Raw genomic sequence first — 21,601 nt, forward strand, 5'->3', positions numbered from 1 at the left:
AAAACGGTATACCTATGAACAGAACTTCCTCGCTGGGGGCGTGCCTGCTCGCGCTCGCCATGATGATGGGGAGTGGTGCGGCGATAGCGAAAACGCCGCCCGATCAGCTCATCATCGGTATGAACATGAACAACCTGCTGACGCTCGACCCGGCGGCCATGACCGGCAACGAAGTGGTGGGCATCGTGGTGAATCTTTACGATTCGCTGGTAGAGCTGGACCCGACGCAGCTCACTCACGTTAAACCCGCGCTGGCGCACGCCTGGGAAGTCAGCCCGGACGGGCAAACCCTCACGTTTCATCTGCGTGATGACGTGAGGTTTCACTCCGGCAACCCGCTCACAGCGCAGGATGTGGTCTGGTCGATGCGCCGCATTCTCCACCTCAACCTCGCACAGGCGTCGGTGTGGAAATCCTACGGCTTCAGCAAAAAGAATATCGACCAGCAGGTCAGCGCCCCTGACGCGCATACGTTTCAGATTGTCTTACCGAAGGCCAACGATCCGCAGCTCATCCTCTATTCGCTGGCGGCGCTCGGCAATCTGGGGGTGCTGGACAGCAAAACGGTCTCCCGGCATGCGGTGAACGATGATTGGGGCAACCGCTGGCTGACCACTAATGAAGCGGGTTCCGGACCGTTTATTCTGGAGAGCTGGCAGGCGAAAGATGTGCTGCGCATGAAGCGCAACCCCGGTTACTGGCGTGAGGAAGCGAAAATGAGCCGCGTAGTGCTGCGCCATTTCCAGGAGTCACAGACCCTGCGGCTGATGATTGAGAAAGGGGATCTGGATATCGCCAGCAACATGGCGGTTTCCGACATCAACGCCCTGCGCAATGACCCGGGCTTAACGGTGGACGCGGTGCAGCGCGGCACTGTCTATTACGTGGCGATGAGCATGAAAGAGCCGCACTTCAGCAATCCCAAAGTGCGCGAGGCGGTGCGCTATCTCATTGACTATCAGGGGATCAACAACGCGCTGATGCCGGGCTATGGCGTGCTGCACCAGCGGCCGATAAAAAGCGGCATGCCCTCCACGCTGCCGGACCCGGGCTACCGGCTCGATATTGCCCGGGCGAAAAAACTGCTGGCGGAGGCGGGCTACCCGGACGGGTTTAATACCACGCTTCGCGTGCTGGCGGACCAGCCCTTTCTCAATATCGCCATTGCGGTGCAGTCCACGCTGATGCAGGGCGGCATCAACGCCAAAATCATCACCGGCACCGGCAACCAGATTTACGGCGCGATGCGCGAGCGTAAATTCGACATGCTGGTGGGACGCGGCGGCAGCGGCATGGAGCCGCATCCGCACTCAAGCTTACGCGCGCTGGTTTACAACCCCGATAACAGCGACGCCGCGCGGCTCACCAACTTTCAGGGCTGGCGCACCGGCTTTTACGACAAACAGCTCAACGAGATGATCGACCGCGCGCTGCTTGAACGCGACCCGCAAAAGCAGGTGGCTGGTTATCAGGCTATCCAGACCCGCTACGATAAGCTTATCCCCGCGCTTATCCCGCTTTCGCAAATGGTGGATTCAGTGGTGGTGCGCAACGAGGTGAAGCACTACCAGCCGCATCCCTCCGCCACCACGTTTCTGCGTGAAGTGGATAAAACCAACGCAGGAGAGAAACCATGACCGTCGCACTTCTCGCCCCTGGCACGCGCGCCAGGCGTTTCTCAGGCCGCATTATGCAGGTAATGGTGACGCTCTTCGGCCTGCTGCTGTTAACGTTTTTTATCGGCCGGGTGATGCCCATCGACCCGGTGCTGGCGATTGTCGGGCCGGATGCCGACCAGAGCACCTATCAGCAGGTTTACCACCAGTTGGGGTTTGATAAATCGCTGGCGACGCAGTTTGGCATTTACCTCACGAACCTGCTGCACGGTGATTTGGGCAACGCGCTGCTGACCGGTAAACCGGTGGCGCAGGACATTATCCGCGTCTTCCCGGCAACGCTTGAGCTTGCGACCATGGCCATTATCGTCGGCGCAGGGCTGGGCATCCCGTTGGGGGTGCTGGCCGCCGCGAGGCGCAACAGCGTGACGGATTATGTGGTGCGCATTATCAGCCTCGCCGGGTACTCCACGCCGATTTTCTGGGTGGGGATGATGGGGCTGCTGGTGTTTTACGCCTGGCTGAGCTGGGTGGGCGGCGCTGGCAGGCTCGATCTCGGTCTCGACGGCATCGTGCCGCGGCGCACGGGGCTGATAACCGTCGATGCGCTGCTGGCCGGCAATGCCGCCGTTTTCTGGAACGCCATCAACCACCTGATATTGCCCGCCGCACTGCTGGGCTTCCATTCGCTGGCTTACATTAGCCGGATGACGCGCAGTTTTATGCTGGCGCAGCTCTCCCAGGAGTTCATCATCACCGCACGGGTAAAGGGGCTGACGGAACGGCAGGTTATCTGGAACCACGCCTTTCGCAATATCCTCGTTCAGCTTTTAACCGTGGTGGCGCTGGCTTATGGCTCGCTGCTGGAAGGGGCCGTGCTGATTGAAACGGTCTTCTCCTGGCCGGGTTTCGGCTCCTACCTCACCAGCAGCCTGCTGCTCGGCGACATGAACGCCGTGATGGGCTGCGTGCTGGTGGTGGGCGTCATTTTCGTGATGCTGAACCTGCTCTCCGACATGCTCTATCAACTCTTTGACCCGAGGATCAAATCATGACGGTTTTTCTGGACTCGCCCCTTGGCCGCGACAGCCGGGAAGGGCGTCGGCGGGTAACGCGCGCGCTGCGGCTGACCGGCGCTTTTCTTGGCAAAATGGCGCGCAATCCGCTGACGGCGACGGGCGGTGGGATTATTGCCCTGTTGCTGCTGGTGGCGATATTCGCGCCGCTCATCGCGCCCTGGCACCCGCTGGTGCAGGATCTCAACAACGCGCTGACGGCGCCGAATGCGCAGCACTGGTTCGGCACCGACGAGTTCGGGCGCGACATCTTCAGCCGGCTGGTCTACGGCTCGCGCATTACGCTTTATATCGTGCTGCTGGTTTCGGTTACCGTCGGCCCGCTGGGGTTGCTGCTCGGCGTGACGGCGGGGTATTTCGGCGGCAAGGTCGATATGGTGTTAATGCGCGTGACGGATATTTTCATCTCCTTCCCGAGCCTGGTGCTGGCGTTGGCGTTTGTCGCCGCGCTCGGCCCGGGGCTTGAGCATGTGGTTATCGCCATTACGCTCACCGCGTGGCCGCCGATAGCGCGTCTGGCGCGGGCGGAAACCCTCTCGCTGCGCCAGGCGGATTTTATCTCCGCGGTGCGCCTGCAGGGCGCGTCGCCGGTGCGCGTGCTGTGGCGCCACATTGTGCCGCTCTGCCTGCCGTCGGTCATCATCCGCATCACTATGAACATGGCGGGGATAATCCTGACCGCCGCCGGGCTTGGCTTCCTGGGCCTCGGCGCGCAGCCGCCGCAGCCGGAGTGGGGTGCCATGATCTCAAGCGGGCGCACCTACATGATGGAGTGCTGGTGGGTGGTGACCATTCCGGGGCTGGCGATTTTAATCAACAGCCTGGCGTTTAACTTCTTAGGAGACGGCTTACGTGACATCCTCGATCCTCGCAACGACTAATTCGCCCTTGCTCGATGTCCGCAATCTGCATGTCGATTTCAGCAACGGCGCGGCGGTGACGCACGCGGTGCGCGGCGTCTCTTTTCAACTGGGGCGCGAGAAGCTGGCTATCGTCGGCGAATCCGGCTCCGGCAAGTCCACCGTGGGCAGGGCGCTGCTGCATTTGCACCCGAAAAAAACCCGCATCACCGCCGAGAAAATGCAGTTCGGCGATATCGACCTGCGCACGGTCAGCGAGGCGCAAATGCGCCAGATCCGCGGCAAACGGATATCGATGATCATGCAGGATCCTAAGTATTCGCTGAACCCGGTGGTGCGCGTGGGCGATCAAATCGCTGAAGCCTGGCTTACGCACCATCGCGGGCGTAAAGCGCAGGCGAAAGAGAAAGCGCTGGCGATGCTGGAGGTAGTGCGCATTCGTCAGCCCGAGCGCGTTTACCAGCTTTACCCGCATGAGATTTCCGGCGGGCAAGGGCAGCGCATCATGATAGCCATGATGCTGATTACCGACCCGGAACTGGTGATAGCGGATGAACCGACTTCGGCGCTGGATGTCTCGGTACGTCTGCAGGTGCTGGGGCTGCTGGATGACCTGGTGCAGTCGCGCGGGCTGGGGCTTATTTTTATCAGCCATGATATCAACCTGGTGCGCAGCTTTTGCGACCGGGTGCTGGTGATGTACGCCGGGCGGGTGGTGGAATCGCTCGCCGCCTGCGATTTGCACAAGGCGCAACACCCTTATACCCAGGGACTCATCGACTCCCTGCCGGAAATTCACCGCCGCCGCGCGGTATTACCGGTTCTGCAACGCCAGGCGAGCTGGCTCACGGACTAAGGAGACGCAGATGATAACAGTCAACCATCTTAACCTGACGTTTGGCGAGGGCAGCAGGCAGAACCAGGTGTTGCATGATGTCACTTTTGAGGTGCGGCCCGGCGAGATTTACGGGCTGGTGGGCGAATCCGGCTCCGGAAAAACCACGGTGCTGAAGTGCCTTGCGGGGCTGTTCACCCACTGGCGAGGCGAGCTGGCTATTAATAACGTTCCGCTGGAAAAGCGCATCAGCCGCGAGCGTTGTCGGCGGGTGCAGATGGTTTTTCAGGACCCTTATGGCTCGCTGCATCCGCGTCATACCATCAGCGATATCCTCGAAGAGCCGTTGCTGATTCACGGCATTCCCGAGCGTGACCGCCGCGTCAATAGTTTGCTGGACAGAGTGGGCCTTAGCAGGGCGTTTCGCGACCGTTATCCGCACCAGCTTTCCGGGGGGCAGCGCCAGCGCGTGGCGATTGCGCGGGCGCTTATTCTGGAGCCGCAGGTTTTGCTGCTGGATGAGCCGACCTCGGCGCTGGACGTGTCGGTGCAGGCTGAGATCCTCAACCTGTTGGCCGAGCTACAGAAGGAGGCGAACCTGACTTATCTGATGGTAACGCACGACCTTGGCGTCATCGCCCATCTGTGCCAGAAGGTGGCGGTGATGCAGTACGGCAAAATCCTCGAGACGCTTACGGTGGAAGCGCTGGTCAAAGGCGACGTCGCCACCGCCTACACCCGCATGTTGATTAACGGCAGCCAGCGCTATTCGCGGGAAATGGCGCGGGAAGTCGCGGCGTATTAAGTCAGCGTCGGGAGAAATCGAGGCGATAAAAAAGCCCCTCTGCGAGGGGCATAATTGAACCTGAGCGGCGTTACGCCATCGAATAGAGCAGGGCGGAAAGCGTCGCCACGCCGGCCAGGGCGATGACGGCGGTTTTTACGCCGCGCAGTTCGCGCAGTTCGGCGCGGGTATAGATAAGCCAGGCCGGGATCAGAAACAGGATGATGGCGATAAGCGGCCCGCAGAAGGTTTCAATCAGCGTAATGACGTTCGGGTTGGCGTACACGATGCCGAAGGTCAGCGCGAACATAATCAGGTAAGCAATACGCTTGCCGCCCGCGCCCTTGATGCCGGAGGCTTCGGTAATGAGCTGCGCGAAGGTTTCGGTGACGGAAAGCCCTACGCCGAGAAACGATTTTGTCATGCCCACAATAGCGATAAACGGCGCCAGCAGATAGACAAGCTGCGAGCCTTCCGCCGACACCACTGACAGCACGTTCAGGTTCTGCACTTTGGCCTGTGCGAAACTGTCGTGCGGAATGCTTAATACGCAGCTCAGTACAAAGAAGAGGATGCTGAAGAAAATCGCGCCGTAGGCCATGCGGATAACCAACAGCGCCTTGCGCTCGCCTTCCCCTTTCCGTTCACGGTAGTACGAGGTCAGCGGCGAAACCATCGGCGCGCAGCAGAACGAGAAGGTGATAAGCGGCAGCGTCAGCCAGATGCTTTTTAGCGTCTCGGTAAGGGGCGCCGCATGCGCTTTCGTTATCACGCCCGCCAGGTTCGCTATATTCCAGTGGGGGATTTGCAGCAGGGCGATGAGCAAAATGGAGGCGGCAAACGGCAACGCCAGCGCGCTCATGGTGCCGACTACTTTGTCGCGCCCTTTGCTCAGCACCGCGTAAATCCCGGCGACGACGAGAAAAGCGAGCAGGCCGCGGGAAAGGTGAGCCGCATGCAGATGGGCGCTCAGGTAATTATCCAGCGCGTTAACCAGCGCCACGCCGAATACCAGCGTCACCGGGAAGAACGCCAGGCAGTAAAAGAGCATAATCGCAAGCTCCCCTTTGCCCTTAAAAAAGGAGCCGAAAATCGGCAGCGATGAGTCCGCCGTCGGCTGCTCTTTCATATAAACGCGACACAGCATCAGGTGCGGCATCAGCGAGAGCGGCAGACCGGCAAGCAGCATCATCAGAAAAATAACCGGCCCCTGGGTACCTACCTCCACCGGCAGGAACAGCGTGCCTGCGCCTACCGCCGTGCCATAAAGCCCCAGCGCCCAGACATTGTCGCGCCATTTCCAGCCTGCGCGGACCGCGCCTTCGCTCTTCTCTTGTGTTGCCGAAATCATAAGTAAACCGCTTTCTGGTGTTGTTAAGTCATTGCTGTGACTGCTTTACTGGCGAGGCCTTGTCATGCTCCGTCAGGACTACCCCCATCGCGCCGGGGCTTTTATCCGGGCTGGCAAATTTTGTTTAAATATCATCGCCGCCGCAGAAAGGGGCGCATTATAGGGGCATCTTTCGGGGTAAGTAAAATCGCAGGGGAAATCGCGTGGAAGGCGCAAAGGGCGCTGTTTTGACTGTTTTTCAGCATAAGCCATAAAAGCGGGCGGCAGAAGAACCGTAGCAAACCCGGCGCGAGGCCGGGTTTGGTTTATGCGCCGTCAGGATAACGCCGCGCCGACCACCAGGAACAGACAGGTGGCGACAGCCAGCATCGCCAGCAGCGGCAGCACCCACATCAGGTAGCGCGGGTAGCTGACTTTCGCCAGCGCCAGTCCGCTCATCACGATGGCCGACGTGGGAGAGATCATCGCGATAGCGCCCACTGACCCCTGATACGCCGTCACGACGATTTCTCGTCCAACGCCCGCGAAATCGGCAATCGGGGCGAGCACCGGCATGGCGAGCGTCGCAAGGCCCGACGAGCTTGGCACCAGGAAAGAGAGCGGCATGATAATCAGGTACATGATAACCGCGAACAGGCCGGAGGAGGCGCCGCTGACCACGCTCTCCATCGAGTGCAGCACGGTATCGGTTATCTGCGCGTTATGCATGATGACGGTAATGCCCCGCGCCAGCACGATGACCAGCGCCGCGCCCATGAAGTCCGCAATGCCCGCCAGCATGGCGTTAAACAGGTTGTTGCCGCGCAGCCCGCCAAGCCATCCGGTGACCACGGACATCACCAGAAACAGCGCGGTCAGCTCCGGGAAATACCAGTCGAGCTGCCAGGGCCACGACGCCGCCTGCGGCCCGACAATCACCTGCGCCCAGGGAATGATGGCGAAAATCATAAACGCGAAGGTGGCGGCGAAGGCTGCCATCACCGCTTTCTGGCGGCCCGTCATCGGTTGCGGCAACTGCAGACGCGCCTGCGCCAGCTCGCGATCTTCATCGGTGAAGCCCACCACCGAATGGGCGGCGTTGCGCTGTACGCGCCGGGCATAAATAACCACATAGGCAATGGCGAGCCCCGTGAGCGCGAGAAACATGATAAACCGCAGCCCGATGCCGCTGCCCATCGGCACGCCTGCGCCCGCCGAGGCGGCGCCGGTCATAAACGGGTTAACGGTGGAGTTCATGTTGCCGACCACCGAGCCGACCAGGATTACCCCTACCGCCGTCATGCGGTCGAACCCCAGCCCCAGCAGCAGCGGCACCAGCAGCGCGTAAAAGCCCAGCGTCTCCTCGCCCATGCCGTACGTGGAGCCGCCGATGGCGATAAGCAGCATCACCATGGCGATAAGCAAGCCGCCGCGCCGCCGGAAGCGCTGCGCCACGTGGCCGAGGCAGGCGTCGATGGCCCCCGTTTTGGTGGTGGTGACAATAAACGCGCCGAGCGATAACACGTAAAAGAAGACGCCGATAGCGCCGAAGATACTGCCGCTCTCATAAGGCCCAACGAACCCGGCGGCGTTTTCAATACCGTAGAGGCCGTTAACCGGCGCGAGGAAAAGCTCCTTCACGCGCTGGTGCGCCGAAAGCGGGCTGGCGGCAACCTGAAAACTGCCCGCTACCGGCCGGCCATCCTGCGTCTGATAATGCCCGGCGGGGATTATCCAGGTCAGAAGCCAGACCACGACGGTAATGACGATAAGAACGGTGTACGTGCTCGGGAAACGCCACGCTTTGCTGGCCGCCGGAGCGGCTTCGCTTTCATACTGGGACATCATGCACCTCGCAGAGGAGAAGATAAGGAAGCCTCGGGCGCTATCTGCCGCGCCAGGCGCAGCGCGCCGCTTACCGGCGCAGCCTGCAACAGGGAGAGCGATAAACCCGCATCATGCTGGCGCAACGCGTTAGCCAGCAGGCCGAACAGAACAGGCTGGTGGCGAATGACGCCGCCTGCGGCGATAACCTGATTAAACGTCGCGCCGCGCTCGCGCAGGCGCAGTATCAGCGAGGTGAGCGACACCACCGCCGCGTCGACCACCTGGCGGGCGAGCCGCGAATCTCGCGGCAGACAGTCGAAAATCAGCGGCGCATGGCGGCTCCATTCGCTGGCGGGCGTACGCAGCAGCTGCGAAGGGAGGTCCAGCAGGTGCGCGACGCCGAAGGCTTCCACCAGCGTGGTGGTCAGCGGGTCGTCCTGGCAGCCGCCGTCCCAGTCCAGCAGGATGGCGCCGATAGCCGCGCGCACCAGGCCGCTGGCGCCGCCTTCATCACCTACCACCCAGCCCCAGCCGCCGGTCTGCAACCAGCCGCCGTCCGCGCCCCGGGCGACAGCCACCGAACCGGTACCGGCAATCAGGCCTGCCGCGGGTTCTCCATAAGCGCTTAACGCCACCAGCGCCGCGTCATTCACCACCTGGCATACCGAGCCGGGCAGGCGGTCGGCCATTAACGCCGTCATGGTGGCGCACTCCTCGGGGGTATCGCAGCCGTGCGCACCGATGCCTACCGCCACGGGCGGCGCGGTTAGCTTCGCCTGTTTGCAGGCAAAGGCAATCAGCTCCGCCATGCGCGCGGATTTGCGCGACCAGGGCTCGCCGCTCCAGGGGCCGGTGGGCCACTGCTGGTCAAACAGCAGCCTGCCGCTGCGGTCTTCAATGCGCACCTGAATTTTGCTGCCGCCGACGTCCATTCCTAACCAGCTGGCGTTCATAAGCCTGCTCCGCTTATTTTGGTATCGATTCGCTCCACAATGCCGGCATCGATATCCCGGCCCAGCACCGCGCCAAGATGGATGGCGAGCAACTCCATCGCCAGCAACTCGAGCGTCAGCCGTTGTAAAGGCGGCAGGGAAGGGAGGGTCAACGTCTCCACGCCCGGAATCGTCTGCGGGGTATCGGTAATTAACAGCACCGGCACCTTAAACGCCGCCATCTGTTTTGCCAGCAACACTTCGCGTTCGCCGCCAATCACCACGTGGGCGGTATTGCCCACCGCGTCGGTCATGCCGTGCAGGTAGTGGCGCGTGCCCATGCCCATCGCGGCGGCTTTCGGGCCTTCGCGCAGCAGCAACGCCCCCTGTTCCGCAGCGCTCAGGCTACCGCCAGCGCCGACCAGATCGATACAGCCTACATCCTGCAGCCGGGCGGCGAAGCGTGCAATAACCGCCTCGGCGGCGGGCCGCAGCGCGGTTAACTGTTCAGGCAAACGCTGCCACTCTGCCTGCGTATCGCGGCCGATCAGCGCATCGGTGAGCAGCCCCAGGCTGACGCTGGTAGCCATCAACGCGACCGAGGACATGCCCGAATCGATTAGCGTGCCGAGCCACAGCGGCTTCGCGGCGATGCGCTCCAGCGGCGAGTCAGCCTGGTTGACCACCGTCAGCCGACGCTCGTGTCGCTGCTGTTGCAGCATGCGCACCACTTCCGGGCTGCGCCCGCTCTGTGAGACGCCGATATACCAGTCGGCAAGCGGCGGGGCGCCTGCGGGCATATCATCGCCGTTCGAGCGAAACGCCCGTATTCCGGCGGCTCGCAGCGCGTGCACCGGCGAGGCGAGCACGGCATAGGACGCGCCGATACCGGCAAATAACAGGGTGTCGCGGCGCATCGCTTCAGTATCCAGCGACGCTATCCACGCCTGCGTTCGCGCCACGGTTTGCGCGAAGGCGTCGCCCTGCTGCATCACCCCCTGCGCGAAGGGAATTAAGATTTCGTTATCGGTCATAAGCGGTTGGGTCTCTTTTCTGTTCTGATGGTTGTTTTTGCTTCACAGACACCATCGCACAGCCGCCGCGCTGCCAGCTATGGTTATTTAATTTGTTTAATTTCAATTGATTATGATTATATTGCCCCGATAATCGTGAGCGCGGTCACGACAGCGGTTTACCGCCTCACAAGATAACTTGACCAGCGTAACGTTTTTCATGCATATAAACTGACCGGATTAACACAATATTGACCGGCTGGGCGGCCCGTTCGCCGCCTGGCGGTTTATGAATAAGGAAAGGGTATGGCGCATTCTGGTTGGCCCGCGTTGGTCTTTGCCGCTGAGCACGACGCTGCGGTGATTAGCCGGGCGTTGCGGCGCGGTCGTCTTCAGCGTCTGGCGAGGGGCATTTACAGCGGCGACATTCATACGCCCGCCGAAACCCTGACCAGACGCTACCTGTGGGAGATTGTCGGTCATTTCTTCCCGCAAGCGGTGGTGGCGGGGCCGTCTGCCATGCAGCCAGACCCGACGGCCTGCGCCACGCTTTATGTGGTGCATCCGCGCCGCCGCCCGTTGCAGTTGCCCGGCGTGACGGTAACGCCCGTCCCCGGCGTTGGTCCGCAGCCGGAAGATTCGCCGCTCCCGGCCCGGCTCTGGCTCGCTTCGCCAGGGCGTTGCCTGCTCGATTTTTTCAGCCAGCCAGAGGCGGAGCGCGATCTCGCCCGGCTGCACGCCTGGTGGCAGGCAGGCGGGTTTGAGCGCGAAGCGCTGCGCGCCGGGCTTGCCGGGCAGGCGCAGGCGCTGAACCGGACCGGCGCGCTGGCGCAGGCGCTGGCTTTTCTCGACCAGACCGCGCAACTGGCGATGCCGCAGGCCGCCTCGTCCGGCCTGCCGGCGCTCAGCGTGCGTGCCCGGCTGCTGATGGAGTCGCTTATCATTGAGGGGAGTGCGACGCAGTCGGAGCTGATGACGCGGCTCGGCATGAGCAAAAGCACGGTGTCATCCGGCGTGCAGGAACTTCAGCGCCACGCCTTTATCACGGTTGTTGAAGGGGCCGGGCGCGGCGCGCAGCTTTATCAGCTCAGCCAACAAACGGGCTGGGTGCTGGGCGCCGATATCGGCAACAGCCAGGCGATGCTTATCGCCCGCAGCCTGGATGGACGGCAGCTGGCGCTGCGGCAGTTTGTTCATGCCGCTTCCGTTCAACTGGTTAAGGCCGCAGCCGACGCCATCGCCGCGTTGCGCCAGGAGCTTACGGCGTTCGGACCGCTGCTGGCGATAACCGTCGCGCTCTCTAAACCGGTTCGTCCCGATATTCAGCTTTCGGGGCGCGAGGGGCCTTCGCAGGCGGGGCTATCGCCCGAGGCGATTCTGGCGCGTCTGGCGCTGCCTGCGGGGGTGCATATCATCGTTGAAAACAACGTTAACTGCGCCGTGGCGGCAGAGGTGCGGCTGGGAATAGCGAAAGGGCTAAAAGACGTGGTTTTCCTGCAAATCGGCGAGCGTATCGGCAGCGGCATATACAGCGGCGGCATGCTGATACATGGCGCGCGGGGCGGCGCAGGCGAGATAGCCGATATCCCGTTTCCCTGGAGCGAGCAGGAGTCGCCGGGCGAACTGATGCTGGAGCGGCATCTGGCGAAGCAGGGTTTTCTCGACCGGCTGAACGCCCGCCGCGCGCCGTCGCTCCCGATGGTGCGCTCCATGGACGCGCTGCTGGAGCGGGCGACGGGCGGCGAGCCGATGGCGATGCAGGCGATAGCGCAGTATGGCGAGCAGATTGGCTTTCTCGCCTGCGGACTGGTGGCGGTTCTCGATCCGGCGATGATAGTGATGGGCGGCAGCGTGGGGGCGAACTGGCTTATCGTCGCCGCGGTGCGCAAAACCCTGGCCGCCTTTTCGCCGCATACCACGGTGGCCGCCACGCAGTTTGGCCCGCAGGCGACGGTGGAGGGGGCGGTGCAGCTGGCGCTGGAGGCCGCGCAGGTTAAGCTGCTGGGACGGGCGGTTCGACGTCGCTGAACGGCGTCGGCCCGCAGCACTGCGCGCGATAGGCTACCCTTACTCCTTAACCACAGAGGAGAAAACAATGGCCGATTCAACACTTATCGATACGATCCAGTTTGGTCCTGAAGATGCGCCAACCCGTAAATATGAGATTTACGGCAGCGACGAAAAGACGCCGACTTATGCGCTTATTTATGAGCAAAACGGCGGCGACTGGCGCAAGCGTGATGAAACGCTGAGTTTCGCCGCGAAAGAGGAGCAGGAAGAGGCGGCCAGCACGATGGATTATGGCACCAGCGACAGCCTGCCTGAACTGCGCGACCTGAACGCCGAAGCCCGCGAACGCTGCGAACAGCACTGGCGAAACAGCAGCCCGCGCTGAGATAAAGCCGGGAGGCGCTCCTGGCGTAGCCGGTTATCGCGTGCGTTGACCAGTCGCGGGTGGGTAGCCTGGTCAGGGTGAATCACGACGGTGGCGAGCCATCGCTACGGCGTTGGCGCCTTTTTCATCCGCACGCGTTTTTTCATCGCATGGCGAAATGCGAAACCGATCGTTTATCAACCATAAATCGCTCGACTGGCTGGATAAATTACTGTTTTATTGATGGTCTCAAATAAGGGATAACGCGTTAAGGACAGATCGTGAAAAAGTACCTTTTTTACTCGAGCGACATCACCGTAAACGTCTATGAGAAGGCGAAACTCACGGCGGATGAAAAAAAGAGGTTAGCGGCGCAGGGGATGAGAAAACTGCCTTTTGAAGCCAGCGCTGAAGATGAAGCGGAAGCGGTAGAGAAGATGCTCAACCACTTCCGGGAAAACACCGAAGCCCTGAAGGAATTCGCCAAAGATTACGCTATCGCATCGGCGTTAGCGGGCCTTGTCTTTCTGGCGTAACGCCTCGCGCTTAGCTTCCCGCTAAGGAGGGCGGGCAGACTGGCACCCCGTGAACCTTCCCTTTTTCGATTTTCGTTTCGCCTGCCTTAACCGCGTCGCCTCCCGGGCCGCTGTTTTCCGTTTCCATTGATTAAAAAGAAAACAATTCTTCTTGTTTCAAAATTGTGATCAACACGACGACGCCTTAAAAAGTAATCGATTACTTTTAGCTTGCCGCTGTTTGTAATCGATTACTTTTCCTCTGTGAGGCTTATATGGTGACTGCAACGCAAGGTACGAAATCCGGGGCAATAACGCATCGCATGCTGGTCCCGCGGCTGTCGTTAATGATGTTTATTCAGTTCTTTATCTGGGGGAGCTGGTCCGTCACCCTGGGGCTGGTGATGTCGCAGCACAACATGTCGCTGCTGATTGGCGACGCCTTCTCCGCCGGGCCTATCGCCTCGATTCTTTCCCCCTTTGTGCTGGGCATGCTGGTGGACCGCTTTTTCCCGTCGCAGAAAGTGCTGGCGGTCATGCATCTGGCGGGCGCGGTCATTTTGTGGTTTGTGCCGCAGGCCTTGATTGCGGAAAACGGCGTGCTGCTGATTGCGCTGCTGTTCGGCTACACGCTTTGCTATATGCCGACGCTGGCGCTGACCAATAACATCGCTTTCCATAGTCTTGCGAACAGCGAGAAGAGCTTCCCGGTGGTGCGCGTGTTCGGCACCATCGGCTGGATTGTGGCAGGCATGTTTATCGGCTTTACCGGCATCGCCGCCAGCGTCTCTATCTTTACGCTCGCCGCCGTCTGTTCGGTTATCCTCGCCCTCTACAGCCTGACGCTGCCGCACACGCCAGCGCCGGCGAAAGGGCTGCCGTTTAAAGTGCGCGATATGTTCTGCGCCGACGCCTTCGCGCTGCTGAAAGTGCGCCATTTCTTTATCTTCGGCCTCTGCGCCACGCTCATTTCCATACCGCTTGGCACCTATTACGCCTTTACCGCCTCCTGGCTTGCCGACGCGGGCGTGAAAAACGTCAGCACGCTGATGTCTTTCGGCCAGATGTCGGAAATCTTCTTCATGCTGGTTATCCCGCTGCTGTTCCGTCGCCTCGGGGTGAAGTACATGCTGCTGATTGGCATGTTCGCCTGGTTTGTACGCTACGCGCTGTTCGCCATGGGAATGGGCGATGAGACGCGCATGCTTATCCTGCTCGGCATTCTGCTGCACGGCGTCTGTTATGACTTTTTCTTCGTGGTGGGATTCATCTACACCGACCGCGTGGCGGGCGAGCAGGTGAAAGGCCAGGCGCAGAGCATGGTGGTGATGTTTACCTACGGCATCGGCATGCTGCTCGGCTCGCAAATTTCCGGCGCGCTCTATAACAACCTGGTGGCGGGGCAGCCATCCGCTGAAAACTGGGCGCTGTTCTGGTGGATCCCGGCCATCGCCGCCGCCGCTATCGCTATTCTTTTCTTCTTTACCTTTAAGTACCGCGATTAACCCTTTTCAGGAGGTGGTTTTTGAAGACATTAAAAGGACCGGGGATTTTTCTGTCGCAGTTTATCGGCCCGCAGGCGCCGTTCAATACGCTGGAAGGGCTGGCGCAATGGGCGGCGGCGCTGGGTTATAACGCGCTGCAAATCCCCTGCAACCATCCGGCTATTTTCGACCTGAGCCAGGCGGCGGCAAGCCAGACCTATTGCGACGAGGTGGCGGGCATGCTTGCGGAGCACGGGCTTGTCATCAGCGAGCTGTCCACGCACCTGGAGGGCCAGCTGGTGGCGGTGCACCCGGCACATGACGTCGCTTTTGATAACTTCGCGCCGCCCGCGGTGCGGGGGCACAGCGCGAGGCGCACGCAGTGGGCGACGCAGCGGGTCAGGGAGGCCGCCGCCGCCTCGCAGAAGCTGGGACTGCGCGCGCACGCCACCTTCTCCGGCTCGCTGGCCTGGCCTTACGTTTATCCGTGGCCGCCGCACAACCCGCAGCTGCTGAGCGAAGCGTTCGCCGAGCTGGCCCGCCGCTGGCGGCCGATTCTCGACTGCTTTGACGAGCATGGCGTGGATCTCTGCTACGAAATCCACCCGGGGGAAGATCTGCATGACGGCGTCACGTTTGAGCGGTTTCTGGCCGCGGTAAACGACCACCCGCGCGCCAGCATCTTGTTTGACCCAAGCCACTTGCATTTGCAGCACATCGATTATGCGCAGTTTATCGATATCTACCATGCGCGTATCAAGGCGTTTCACGTCAAGGATGCGGAGTATCTGCCGAACGGCCGCAGCGGCGTCTATGGCGGCTATCAGCGCTGGATAGACAGGGCGGGCCGCTTCCGCTCGCCGGGCGATGGGCAGATCGATTTCAAAACCATTTTCAGCAAGCTGGCGCAGTATGACTACGGCGGCTGGGCAGTGCTGGAGTGGGAGTGCTGCCTGAAAGACGCCGCCACCGGCGCGCGCGAAGGGGCGGAATTTATCCGCCAGCACATTATTCCGGTGGCGGATCGGGCGTTTGATGATTTTGCCGCCCAGCAGAGCGACGACGCGCTCGTGCGCGCCCAGCTGGGGCTGGCTCAGGGAGGCGAGAGATGATAAACGTCGGCATTATCGGCACAGGGTTCATCGGTCCGGCGCACATAGAGGCGCTGCGCCGCCTCGGCAACGTCGCGGTGGTGGCCCTTTGTGATTCAAACCAGGCGAGCGCCGATGCGCACGCGCAGCAGCTTCACGTCCCCCATGCCTACAGCGATGTGGCCGCTTTTCTGCAACACCCTGACCTGCATGTGGTGCATAACTGCACGCCGAACCATCTGCACGCGGCGATAAACCGCCAGATTATCCAGGCCGGCAAGCATGTTTTTTCGGAAAAACCGCTTTGCATGACGCTGGAGGAGGCCCGCACACTGGTGCGTCTTGCAGAAGAGGCGGGCGTGGCGCATGGCGTGAGCTTCGTGTATCGCCAGTTCGCCATGGTGCAGCAGGCCGCAAGCATGGTGAGAAACGGCGAAACGGGCCGTCTTTTCGCCGTGCAGGGCAGCTACCTGCAGGACTGGATGCTGGAAGAGACTGACTACAACTGGCGAGTGGAGGCCGGGAAAGGCGGCGCTTCGCGCGCGGTCGCCGACATCGGTTCCCACTGGTGCGATACCGCGCAGTTCATTACCGGGCGCAAAATCGTTGAGGTGATGGCGGACCTCGCCATCGTCTGGCCAACCCGCAAGGCAAGCCAGCAGGGCGCGGCCACCTTCGGCGGGCAGCAGCAGGCGGCGCAGTATGACGAGAAACCAGTGACCACGGAAGATATGGGCTTCGTGCTGCTGCGCTTTGAGGATGGCGCGAAAGGGAGCTTCAGCGTGTCGCAGGTGGCCGCCGGGCGTAAAAACCGCCTGAGCCTGGAGGTGAGCGGCAGCGCGGCGTCGCTCGCCTGGGACCAGGAGACGCCGCAGCAGATGTGGATAGGCCATCGCCGCCACGCCAATCAGATCCTCTCAGACGATCCTTCCTTGCTGAACGGCGACATAGCGGCGCGGGCGCGCTTTCCCGGCGGCCATATCGAAGGCTGGCCGGACGCGTTTCGCGCCATGATGGCGGCGTTTTATCAGGCGGTGGAAAAGGGCCGCATGCCTGAACGGGGGGCGGCGGACTTCGCCACTTTCCACGACGGCGCGCAGGTCATGGCGGTCGTCGAGGCGATTATGCAGAGCCACCAGCAGCAGCGCTGGGTTAAGGTACAATACTGACGAGGCCCGGCGGCTCAGCGCGCCGGGCTAACTTCTTGTCGCCCGGGAATTTATGGTAGCCTGCTTACTACCCGTGTTTCCCAGGAAGTGTTACCACCATGTCCATTCAAAAGATCGCCCGGCTGGCGGGGGTTTCGGTTGCTACGGTGTCACGCGTGCTGAACAACAGCGACACCGTAAAGGAAAAGAACCGCGAGAAAGTCCTGCAGGCGATCAAGGCCAGTAACTATCAACCGAACCTGTTAGCGCGGCAGCTGCGTACCGCGCGCAGCTCAATGGTGCTGGTGCTGGTTTCTGACATTACCAACCCGTTTTGCGCCGAGCTGGTAAAAGGCATTGAGGAGCAGGCGGAGCAGCAGGGCTACCGTATTCTGCTGTGCAACTCCGGCTCCGATATCCGACGTTCGCGCTCCAGCCTGCAACTGCTCTCGGGCAAAATCGTCGATGGCGTTATTACCATGGATGCGTTCACCACGTTACCGGAACTCACCCAGCTGATTGGCGACACGCCCTGGGTGCAGTGCGCTGAATATGCCGACGCCGGGGATATCTCGTGCGTGGGCATTAACGACGTCGACGCGTCACGACAGCTGGTGCGTCACCTGGTGGAAAGCGGACGTCAGCGCATTGCGCTCATTAACCACGATCTCAGTTACAAATACGCCCAGCTGCGCCAGCAGGGTTATCAGCAGGAGCTGCGAAGCCGCCAGCTGGAGTGGCAGGCGATAACGTACGCCAGCGCGCTGAGCTTCAGCGCCGGCAAACAGGCGATGGAAACGTTGCTGCAACAAGAGACGCGCCCGGACGCGGTGTTTGCCATCTCCGACACGCTGGCGGCAGGGGCGATGTCCGCCATCCGGCAGGCGGGGTTGCGCGTGCCGCAGGATATCGCCGTGGCGGGCTTCGACGGCACGGAGCTCGCGGAAATGGTGTCGCCGCCGCTCACCACCATCGCGCAGCCTTCGCGTGATATCGGCCGCAAGGCCTTCAGCCTGTTGCAGCAAAAAATGGATAACCCGCATGCGCCGACCGAGCGGGTGATGATGGACTGGCGGCTCATTGTGCGCGCCAGCACCTGAAACCCGCGTTACCGCCGCAAAACCCGCCGCCTGCTGGCTTCCTCATAAAATCACGCGTGCGGTTGAGGGAAAGGCGCCCACTGGGGTGCCTTTTTATTCAGCCGAAGCGGTTGATTTTTTTGCTGTTTTCCCGCTTTCAGTCACACATTTACAACTCTTTTGCTGCGGGCTTAACCAAAACCGGGTTCCCGATAATCATCGCCTGATGGTTGCGCTAATGTATTAACAAAGTAAATAAAATGTGAATTAAAAGCGCTGACTCCGTTGAGGAAAATGCCCGTCCGGGAAGCGTCTGTGGTGTAACCCAGACCCGCTGCTGTCCCGCCGTCCCTTTCCCCGTCGCTCTCGTTTGCCATGGACATCTGCAGGCCCGGCGCCTGCGCACGTTGCACTGCGTTCCGCTTACCTGAGGAGAAGAGAAATGAGCTACCGCACGATCCTGATGGCATCGGCAGCGATAATGATGTCCGCAACGGGGAGCGCCCGGGCGGCGGAGTCCGCCACGGTCGCGTTTTTGATGCCCGATCAGGCCTCCACCCGCTACGAGCAGCATGACTATCCGGGCTTTAAAGCGGAAATGGCTAAGCTTTGTCCCGACTGTAAAGTCATCTATCAGAACGCCAACGCCAGCGCCTCTTTGCAACAGCAGCAGTTCAACTCGGTGATTGCGCAGGGGGCGAAGGTGGTGGTGCTGGATCCGGTTGACTCGTCGGCGGCGGCGGGGCTGATGGAAATCGCCCATTCACAGGATGTCAAAGTGATTGCCTATGACCGTCCCATCCCGGATAGACCCGCGGATTTCTACGTCTCTTTCGACAATGAAGGGATAGGCTACGCCATCTCTGAATCACTGGTCGTGCACCTAAAAGCCTCAGGCGTCCCGCAGGGCGCGGGCGTATTGCAGATAAACGGCTCGCCCACCGATGCCGCCGCCGGGCTGATTCGCAACGGCATCCATCGTGGGCTTAAAGAATCGGGCTACAAAACCCTGGCCGAGTATGACACGCCAGACTGGGCGCCGCCCAAAGCGCAGGAGTGGACCGCAGGGCAGATAACGCGCTTCGGCGATCAGATTAAAGGCGTTGTCGCCGCCAACGACGGGACCGGCGGCGGAGCCATCGCCGCCTTTAAAGCTGCGGGCGTCACGCCGCTGCCGCCAGTCACGGGCAATGACGCCACTATCGCGGCGCTGCAGTTGATTATTGCAGGCGACCAGTACAACACCATTTCCAAACCCTCCGAGATTGTGGCCGCCGCTGCCGCCAATGCGGCGATGGCGCTGGTGGAGGGGAAATCGCCTAAAGCCACCACCACGCTCTACAACACGCCTTCGCAGCTGTTTACCCCGGCGGTGGTGACGAAAGAAAACATCAAAGCGGAAATCTTCGATAAGAAGATCCAGACTCCCGCCCAGGTCTGTACCGGCGAGTATGCAGAGGAGTGCAAAGCGTTAGGCATTCAGTAAGTCATGGGCGACAGGCCCGGGGACGAGGCCGGTCTGCCGCCATCCACGTCAGGGGGCGTTATGGTGAATGAAGGCAAAGCGTCCGGTCACGGGCGACCGATACTGAAGCTCAGCGGCGTTTCAAAAAACTTCGGCGCCGTATCAGCCCTGACGGATATCGATCTGGAAATTTACGCCGGTGAAGTGGTCGCGCTGGTGGGCGATAACGGCGCAGGCAAATCAACGCTGGTTAAAATCCTCGCCGGCGTGCATCAGCCGACGTCGGGCAGGGTGGAATTTGAAGGGCAGGAGGTGAACCTCGACAGCCCGGGCAAAGCGCTGGAGTACGGCATCGCCACGGTGTTTCAGGATCTGGCGCTGTGCGAAAACCTGGATGTGGTCGCCAATCTGTTTTTAGGCCATGAGCTTTCCGCCTGGCAACTGGATGAAGTGGCGATGGAGGTGCGCGCCTGGACGCTGTTGCAGGAGCTGGCGGCCCGTATTCCTTCCGTGCGCGAGCCTGTCGCCTCGCTCTCCGGCGGCCAGCGGCAGACGGTCGCCATCGCCCGGTCGCTGTTGTTGGATCCGAAAATTGTCATGCTCGATGAGCCTACCGCCGCGCTGGGGGTCGCCCAGACCGCTGAAGTGCTTAACCTGATAGAGCGCATCCGCGCCCGCGGGCTGGGGGTGATTATTATCAGCCATAACATGGAGGACGTGCGGGCGGTGGCGGACCGCATCGTGGTGCTGCGCCTGGGGCGCAACACCGGCATCTTTACGCCAGAAGCGTCGAACCAGGAGCTGGTGGCGGCCATTACCGGCGCCACGGAAAACGCCGTATCGCGCCGGGTGGAGAGAAAATCCGCCCCCCATCCCGCAGGAAGGGAGGTTAGCCCATGACGACGCCTGCCAAAAAAACGCCTGTCCCAAACCCGCGCGCCGCGCTCGACCGCAGCGACGAACGGTTGCGCCATAACGAGGGCCTTACCGCCATTCTCTATACCTTTATCGACCGGATTAAAAGCGGCGACCTTGGGATGATTCCGGTGGTGCTGGGGTTGATTCTTATCTCGGCGGCGTTCAGCCTGCTTAACCCGGTTTACCTGGCGCCCAATAATCTGGTGAATATGCTGTTTGACTGCGCCACCGTCGGGTTTATCTCGCTTGGCATCGTGTGCGTGTTGATGCTCGGCGAAATTGACCTTTCCGTCGGTTCGATGAGCGGCCTGGCTTCCGCCATTATCGGGGTGCTGTGGGTCAACCACGGGTGGCCTGTTGCGGGGGCTATTGTGGCGGCGCTGATAACCGGGGCGCTGGTAGGCCTGGTTTACGCCCAGCTCTATACCCGCCTCGGCATGCCAAGCTTTGTCGCGACGCTTGCCGGGCTGCTGGCCCTGCTGGGGATGCAGCTTTATATTCTGGGGCCGTCCGGCAGCATTAACTTGCCCTATATTTCGCCGCTGGTGCGCTTTGGCCAGGTGATGGTGATGCCCGATGCGCTCGCCTACCTGGCGGCCCTGCTCCCGGGAGTGGTGATGATAGCGCAGGGGCTGAAAACCCGCGCCCGACGCGAGCAGGTCAACCTCTCTTCGGAGCCGATGAGCGCGCTGCTGATTCGCGCCATTGTGCTGACGGCTATCTTTGAATTCGCCGTGTTTTACCTCAACCTCGGGCGCGGCGTGCCCTGGATTTTCGGCCTGTTCGTGGTGTTTGCAGCGCTGCTTAACTACGCCCTTAAGCGCACCAAATGGGGACGCTCGATGTTCGCTATCGGCGGCAACCGCGAAGCGGCGCGTCGTTCGGGCATCAACGTGCGGGCCATTTACATTAGCGCCTTTATGCTCTGCACCACCTTTGCCACCGCAGGCGGAATTCTGGCCGCCGCCCGGCTCGCCTCTGCCAGCCAGCAGGCGGGGACGGGCGACGTGAACCTTAACGCCATCGCGGCGGCGGTGATTGGCGGCACCAGCCTGTTCGGCGGGCGGGGCAGCGCCTGGTCTGCGCTGCTGGGGATTATCGTTATTCAGTCCATCTCCAACGGCCTGACGCTGCTGAACCTGCCGTCTTCCCTGCGCTACATGATTACGGGCGGCGTGCTCGCTATCGCCGTTATCGTCGATTCCCTCGCCCGGCGCACGCGCGTCTCGCACGGCCGCGCCTGAGTCTTTACAG

19 protein-coding genes are annotated in these 21,601 nt (G+C 61.2%); 15 read left to right on the forward strand and 4 right to left on the reverse strand.

What is annotated here, in order from left to right:
• Window positions 1-14: 14 nt before the first annotated feature.
• From IEX01_RS05825 to IEX01_RS05845, 5 genes are read left to right on the forward strand one after another with little or no spacing between them, the layout of a single operon-like run.
• Window positions 15-1,637 carry an ABC transporter substrate-binding protein gene (locus IEX01_RS05825; protein WP_188723424.1) on the forward strand — a complete coding sequence of 541 codons (1,623 nt, stop codon included), beginning with the start codon at window positions 15-17 and terminating at the stop codon, window positions 1,635-1,637.
• Window positions 1,634-2,671 (forward strand): ABC transporter permease, encoded by a 1,038-nt coding sequence (locus tag IEX01_RS05830; RefSeq protein WP_188723425.1) that lies wholly within the window; start codon window positions 1,634-1,636, stop codon window positions 2,669-2,671. Before IEX01_RS05825 ends, IEX01_RS05830 begins: the two co-directional genes overlap by 4 nt.
• Window positions 2,668-3,573 carry an ABC transporter permease gene (locus IEX01_RS05835; RefSeq protein ID WP_024555421.1) on the forward strand — a complete coding sequence of 302 codons (906 nt, stop codon included), beginning with the start codon at window positions 2,668-2,670 and terminating at the stop codon, window positions 3,571-3,573. The genes IEX01_RS05830 and IEX01_RS05835 overlap by 4 nt, the downstream gene beginning before the upstream one ends.
• Entirely contained in the window at window positions 3,545-4,408 is an 864-nt protein-coding gene (locus IEX01_RS05840; RefSeq protein ID WP_024555422.1) for an ABC transporter ATP-binding protein, read from the forward strand. The genes IEX01_RS05835 and IEX01_RS05840 overlap by 29 nt, the downstream gene beginning before the upstream one ends.
• Window positions 4,409-4,418: 10 nt before the next feature.
• Window positions 4,419-5,192, forward strand: coding sequence for an ABC transporter ATP-binding protein (locus IEX01_RS05845; protein WP_188723426.1), 774 nt, complete (start codon window positions 4,419-4,421; stop codon window positions 5,190-5,192).
• Window positions 5,193-5,262: 70 nt separating this feature from the next.
• Here the strand turns inward: IEX01_RS05845 and IEX01_RS05850 are convergent, their stop codons facing one another.
• From IEX01_RS05850 to IEX01_RS05865, 4 genes are all read right to left on the reverse strand, one after another.
• Window positions 5,263-6,522, reverse strand: a complete 1,260-nt coding sequence (locus IEX01_RS05850) for an amino acid permease (RefSeq protein WP_188723427.1) — start codon at window positions 6,520-6,522, stop codon at window positions 5,263-5,265.
• A 315-nt stretch (window positions 6,523-6,837) separates the two neighbouring features.
• Window positions 6,838-8,346 (reverse strand): YfcC family protein, encoded by a 1,509-nt coding sequence (locus tag IEX01_RS05855; protein ID WP_024555425.1) that lies wholly within the window; start codon window positions 8,344-8,346, stop codon window positions 6,838-6,840.
• Window positions 8,346-9,281 carry an N-acetylglucosamine kinase gene (locus IEX01_RS05860; protein WP_024555426.1) on the reverse strand — a complete coding sequence of 312 codons (936 nt, stop codon included), beginning with the start codon at window positions 9,279-9,281 and terminating at the stop codon, window positions 8,346-8,348. Before IEX01_RS05860 ends, IEX01_RS05855 begins: the two co-directional genes overlap by 1 nt.
• Window positions 9,278-10,294 (reverse strand): SIS domain-containing protein, encoded by a 1,017-nt coding sequence (locus tag IEX01_RS05865; RefSeq protein WP_024561154.1) that lies wholly within the window; start codon window positions 10,292-10,294, stop codon window positions 9,278-9,280. Before IEX01_RS05865 ends, IEX01_RS05860 begins: the two co-directional genes overlap by 4 nt.
• Window positions 10,295-10,579: 285 nt before the next feature.
• Here IEX01_RS05865 and IEX01_RS05870 point away from each other — a divergent pair, with 285 nt between their 5' ends.
• The 10 genes from IEX01_RS05870 (at window position 10,580) to IEX01_RS05915 (ending at window position 21,591) form a co-directional block, all read left to right on the forward strand.
• Window positions 10,580-12,301 carry an ROK family transcriptional regulator gene (locus tag IEX01_RS05870; protein WP_188723428.1) on the forward strand — a complete coding sequence of 574 codons (1,722 nt, stop codon included), beginning with the start codon at window positions 10,580-10,582 and terminating at the stop codon, window positions 12,299-12,301.
• A gap of 67 nt (window positions 12,302-12,368) precedes the next feature.
• Window positions 12,369-12,668, forward strand: coding sequence for a hypothetical protein (locus IEX01_RS05875; protein ID WP_024555429.1), 300 nt, complete (start codon window positions 12,369-12,371; stop codon window positions 12,666-12,668).
• 260 nt (window positions 12,669-12,928) lie between these two features.
• The gene (locus IEX01_RS05880) at window positions 12,929-13,183 is read left to right on the forward strand and encodes a hypothetical protein (protein WP_048887824.1); all 255 of its coding nucleotides are present in this window, start codon (window positions 12,929-12,931) and stop codon (window positions 13,181-13,183) included.
• A gap of 254 nt (window positions 13,184-13,437) precedes the next feature.
• A complete protein-coding gene (locus IEX01_RS05885; RefSeq protein WP_188723429.1) occupies window positions 13,438-14,667 on the forward strand; it encodes an MFS transporter in 1,230 nt (409 codons plus the stop codon).
• 20 nt (window positions 14,668-14,687) lie between these two features.
• Window positions 14,688-15,758, forward strand: a complete 1,071-nt coding sequence (locus tag IEX01_RS05890; protein ID WP_188723430.1) for a sugar phosphate isomerase/epimerase family protein — start codon at window positions 14,688-14,690, stop codon at window positions 15,756-15,758.
• Window positions 15,755-16,906, forward strand: a complete 1,152-nt coding sequence (locus tag IEX01_RS05895) for a Gfo/Idh/MocA family protein (protein ID WP_024555433.1) — start codon at window positions 15,755-15,757, stop codon at window positions 16,904-16,906. Before IEX01_RS05890 ends, IEX01_RS05895 begins: the two co-directional genes overlap by 4 nt.
• A 98-nt stretch (window positions 16,907-17,004) precedes the next feature.
• Window positions 17,005-17,985, forward strand: a complete 981-nt coding sequence (locus tag IEX01_RS05900) for a LacI family DNA-binding transcriptional regulator (protein ID WP_024555434.1) — start codon at window positions 17,005-17,007, stop codon at window positions 17,983-17,985.
• A 421-nt stretch (window positions 17,986-18,406) separates the two neighbouring features.
• The gene (locus tag IEX01_RS05905) at window positions 18,407-19,450 is read left to right on the forward strand and encodes an ABC transporter substrate-binding protein (protein ID WP_024555435.1); all 1,044 of its coding nucleotides are present in this window, start codon (window positions 18,407-18,409) and stop codon (window positions 19,448-19,450) included.
• A 60-nt stretch (window positions 19,451-19,510) separates the two neighbouring features.
• A complete protein-coding gene (locus IEX01_RS05910; RefSeq protein WP_024560993.1) occupies window positions 19,511-20,329 on the forward strand; it encodes an ATP-binding cassette domain-containing protein in 819 nt (272 codons plus the stop codon).
• Entirely contained in the window at window positions 20,326-21,591 is a 1,266-nt protein-coding gene (locus tag IEX01_RS05915) for a sugar ABC transporter permease (RefSeq protein ID WP_188723431.1), read from the forward strand. The genes IEX01_RS05910 and IEX01_RS05915 overlap by 4 nt, the downstream gene beginning before the upstream one ends.
• Window positions 21,592-21,601 lie beyond the last annotated feature (10 nt).

Origin of the sequence: Franconibacter daqui (genome assembly GCF_014644275.1) — a bacterium.
GTDB classification, from domain to species: Bacteria; Pseudomonadota; Gammaproteobacteria; order Enterobacterales; family Enterobacteriaceae; genus Franconibacter; species Franconibacter pulveris.

Coding starts and splice junctions, on each gene's coding strand:
- IEX01_RS05825 (WP_188723424.1), top strand. CDS start 15: ATGAACAGAACTTCCTCGCTGGGGGCGTGCCTGCTCGCGCTCGCCATG.
- IEX01_RS05830 (WP_188723425.1), top strand. CDS start 1,634: ATGACCGTCGCACTTCTCGCCCCTGGCACGCGCGCCAGGCGTTTCTCA.
- IEX01_RS05835 (WP_024555421.1), top strand. CDS start 2,668: ATGACGGTTTTTCTGGACTCGCCCCTTGGCCGCGACAGCCGGGAAGGG.
- IEX01_RS05845 (WP_188723426.1), top strand. CDS start 4,419: ATGATAACAGTCAACCATCTTAACCTGACGTTTGGCGAGGGCAGCAGG.
- IEX01_RS05850 (WP_188723427.1), bottom strand. CDS start 6,522: ATGATTTCGGCAACACAAGAGAAGAGCGAAGGCGCGGTCCGCGCAGGC.
- IEX01_RS05855 (WP_024555425.1), bottom strand. CDS start 8,346: ATGTCCCAGTATGAAAGCGAAGCCGCTCCGGCGGCCAGCAAAGCGTGG.
- IEX01_RS05860 (WP_024555426.1), bottom strand. CDS start 9,281: ATGAACGCCAGCTGGTTAGGAATGGACGTCGGCGGCAGCAAAATTCAG.
- IEX01_RS05865 (WP_024561154.1), bottom strand. CDS start 10,294: ATGACCGATAACGAAATCTTAATTCCCTTCGCGCAGGGGGTGATGCAG.
- IEX01_RS05870 (WP_188723428.1), top strand. CDS start 10,580: ATGGCGCATTCTGGTTGGCCCGCGTTGGTCTTTGCCGCTGAGCACGAC.
- IEX01_RS05875 (WP_024555429.1), top strand. CDS start 12,369: ATGGCCGATTCAACACTTATCGATACGATCCAGTTTGGTCCTGAAGAT.
- IEX01_RS05885 (WP_188723429.1), top strand. CDS start 13,438: ATGGTGACTGCAACGCAAGGTACGAAATCCGGGGCAATAACGCATCGC.
- IEX01_RS05895 (WP_024555433.1), top strand. CDS start 15,755: ATGATAAACGTCGGCATTATCGGCACAGGGTTCATCGGTCCGGCGCAC.
- IEX01_RS05900 (WP_024555434.1), top strand. CDS start 17,005: ATGTCCATTCAAAAGATCGCCCGGCTGGCGGGGGTTTCGGTTGCTACG.
- IEX01_RS05905 (WP_024555435.1), top strand. CDS start 18,407: ATGAGCTACCGCACGATCCTGATGGCATCGGCAGCGATAATGATGTCC.
- IEX01_RS05910 (WP_024560993.1), top strand. CDS start 19,511: ATGGTGAATGAAGGCAAAGCGTCCGGTCACGGGCGACCGATACTGAAG.
- IEX01_RS05915 (WP_188723431.1), top strand. CDS start 20,326: ATGACGACGCCTGCCAAAAAAACGCCTGTCCCAAACCCGCGCGCCGCG.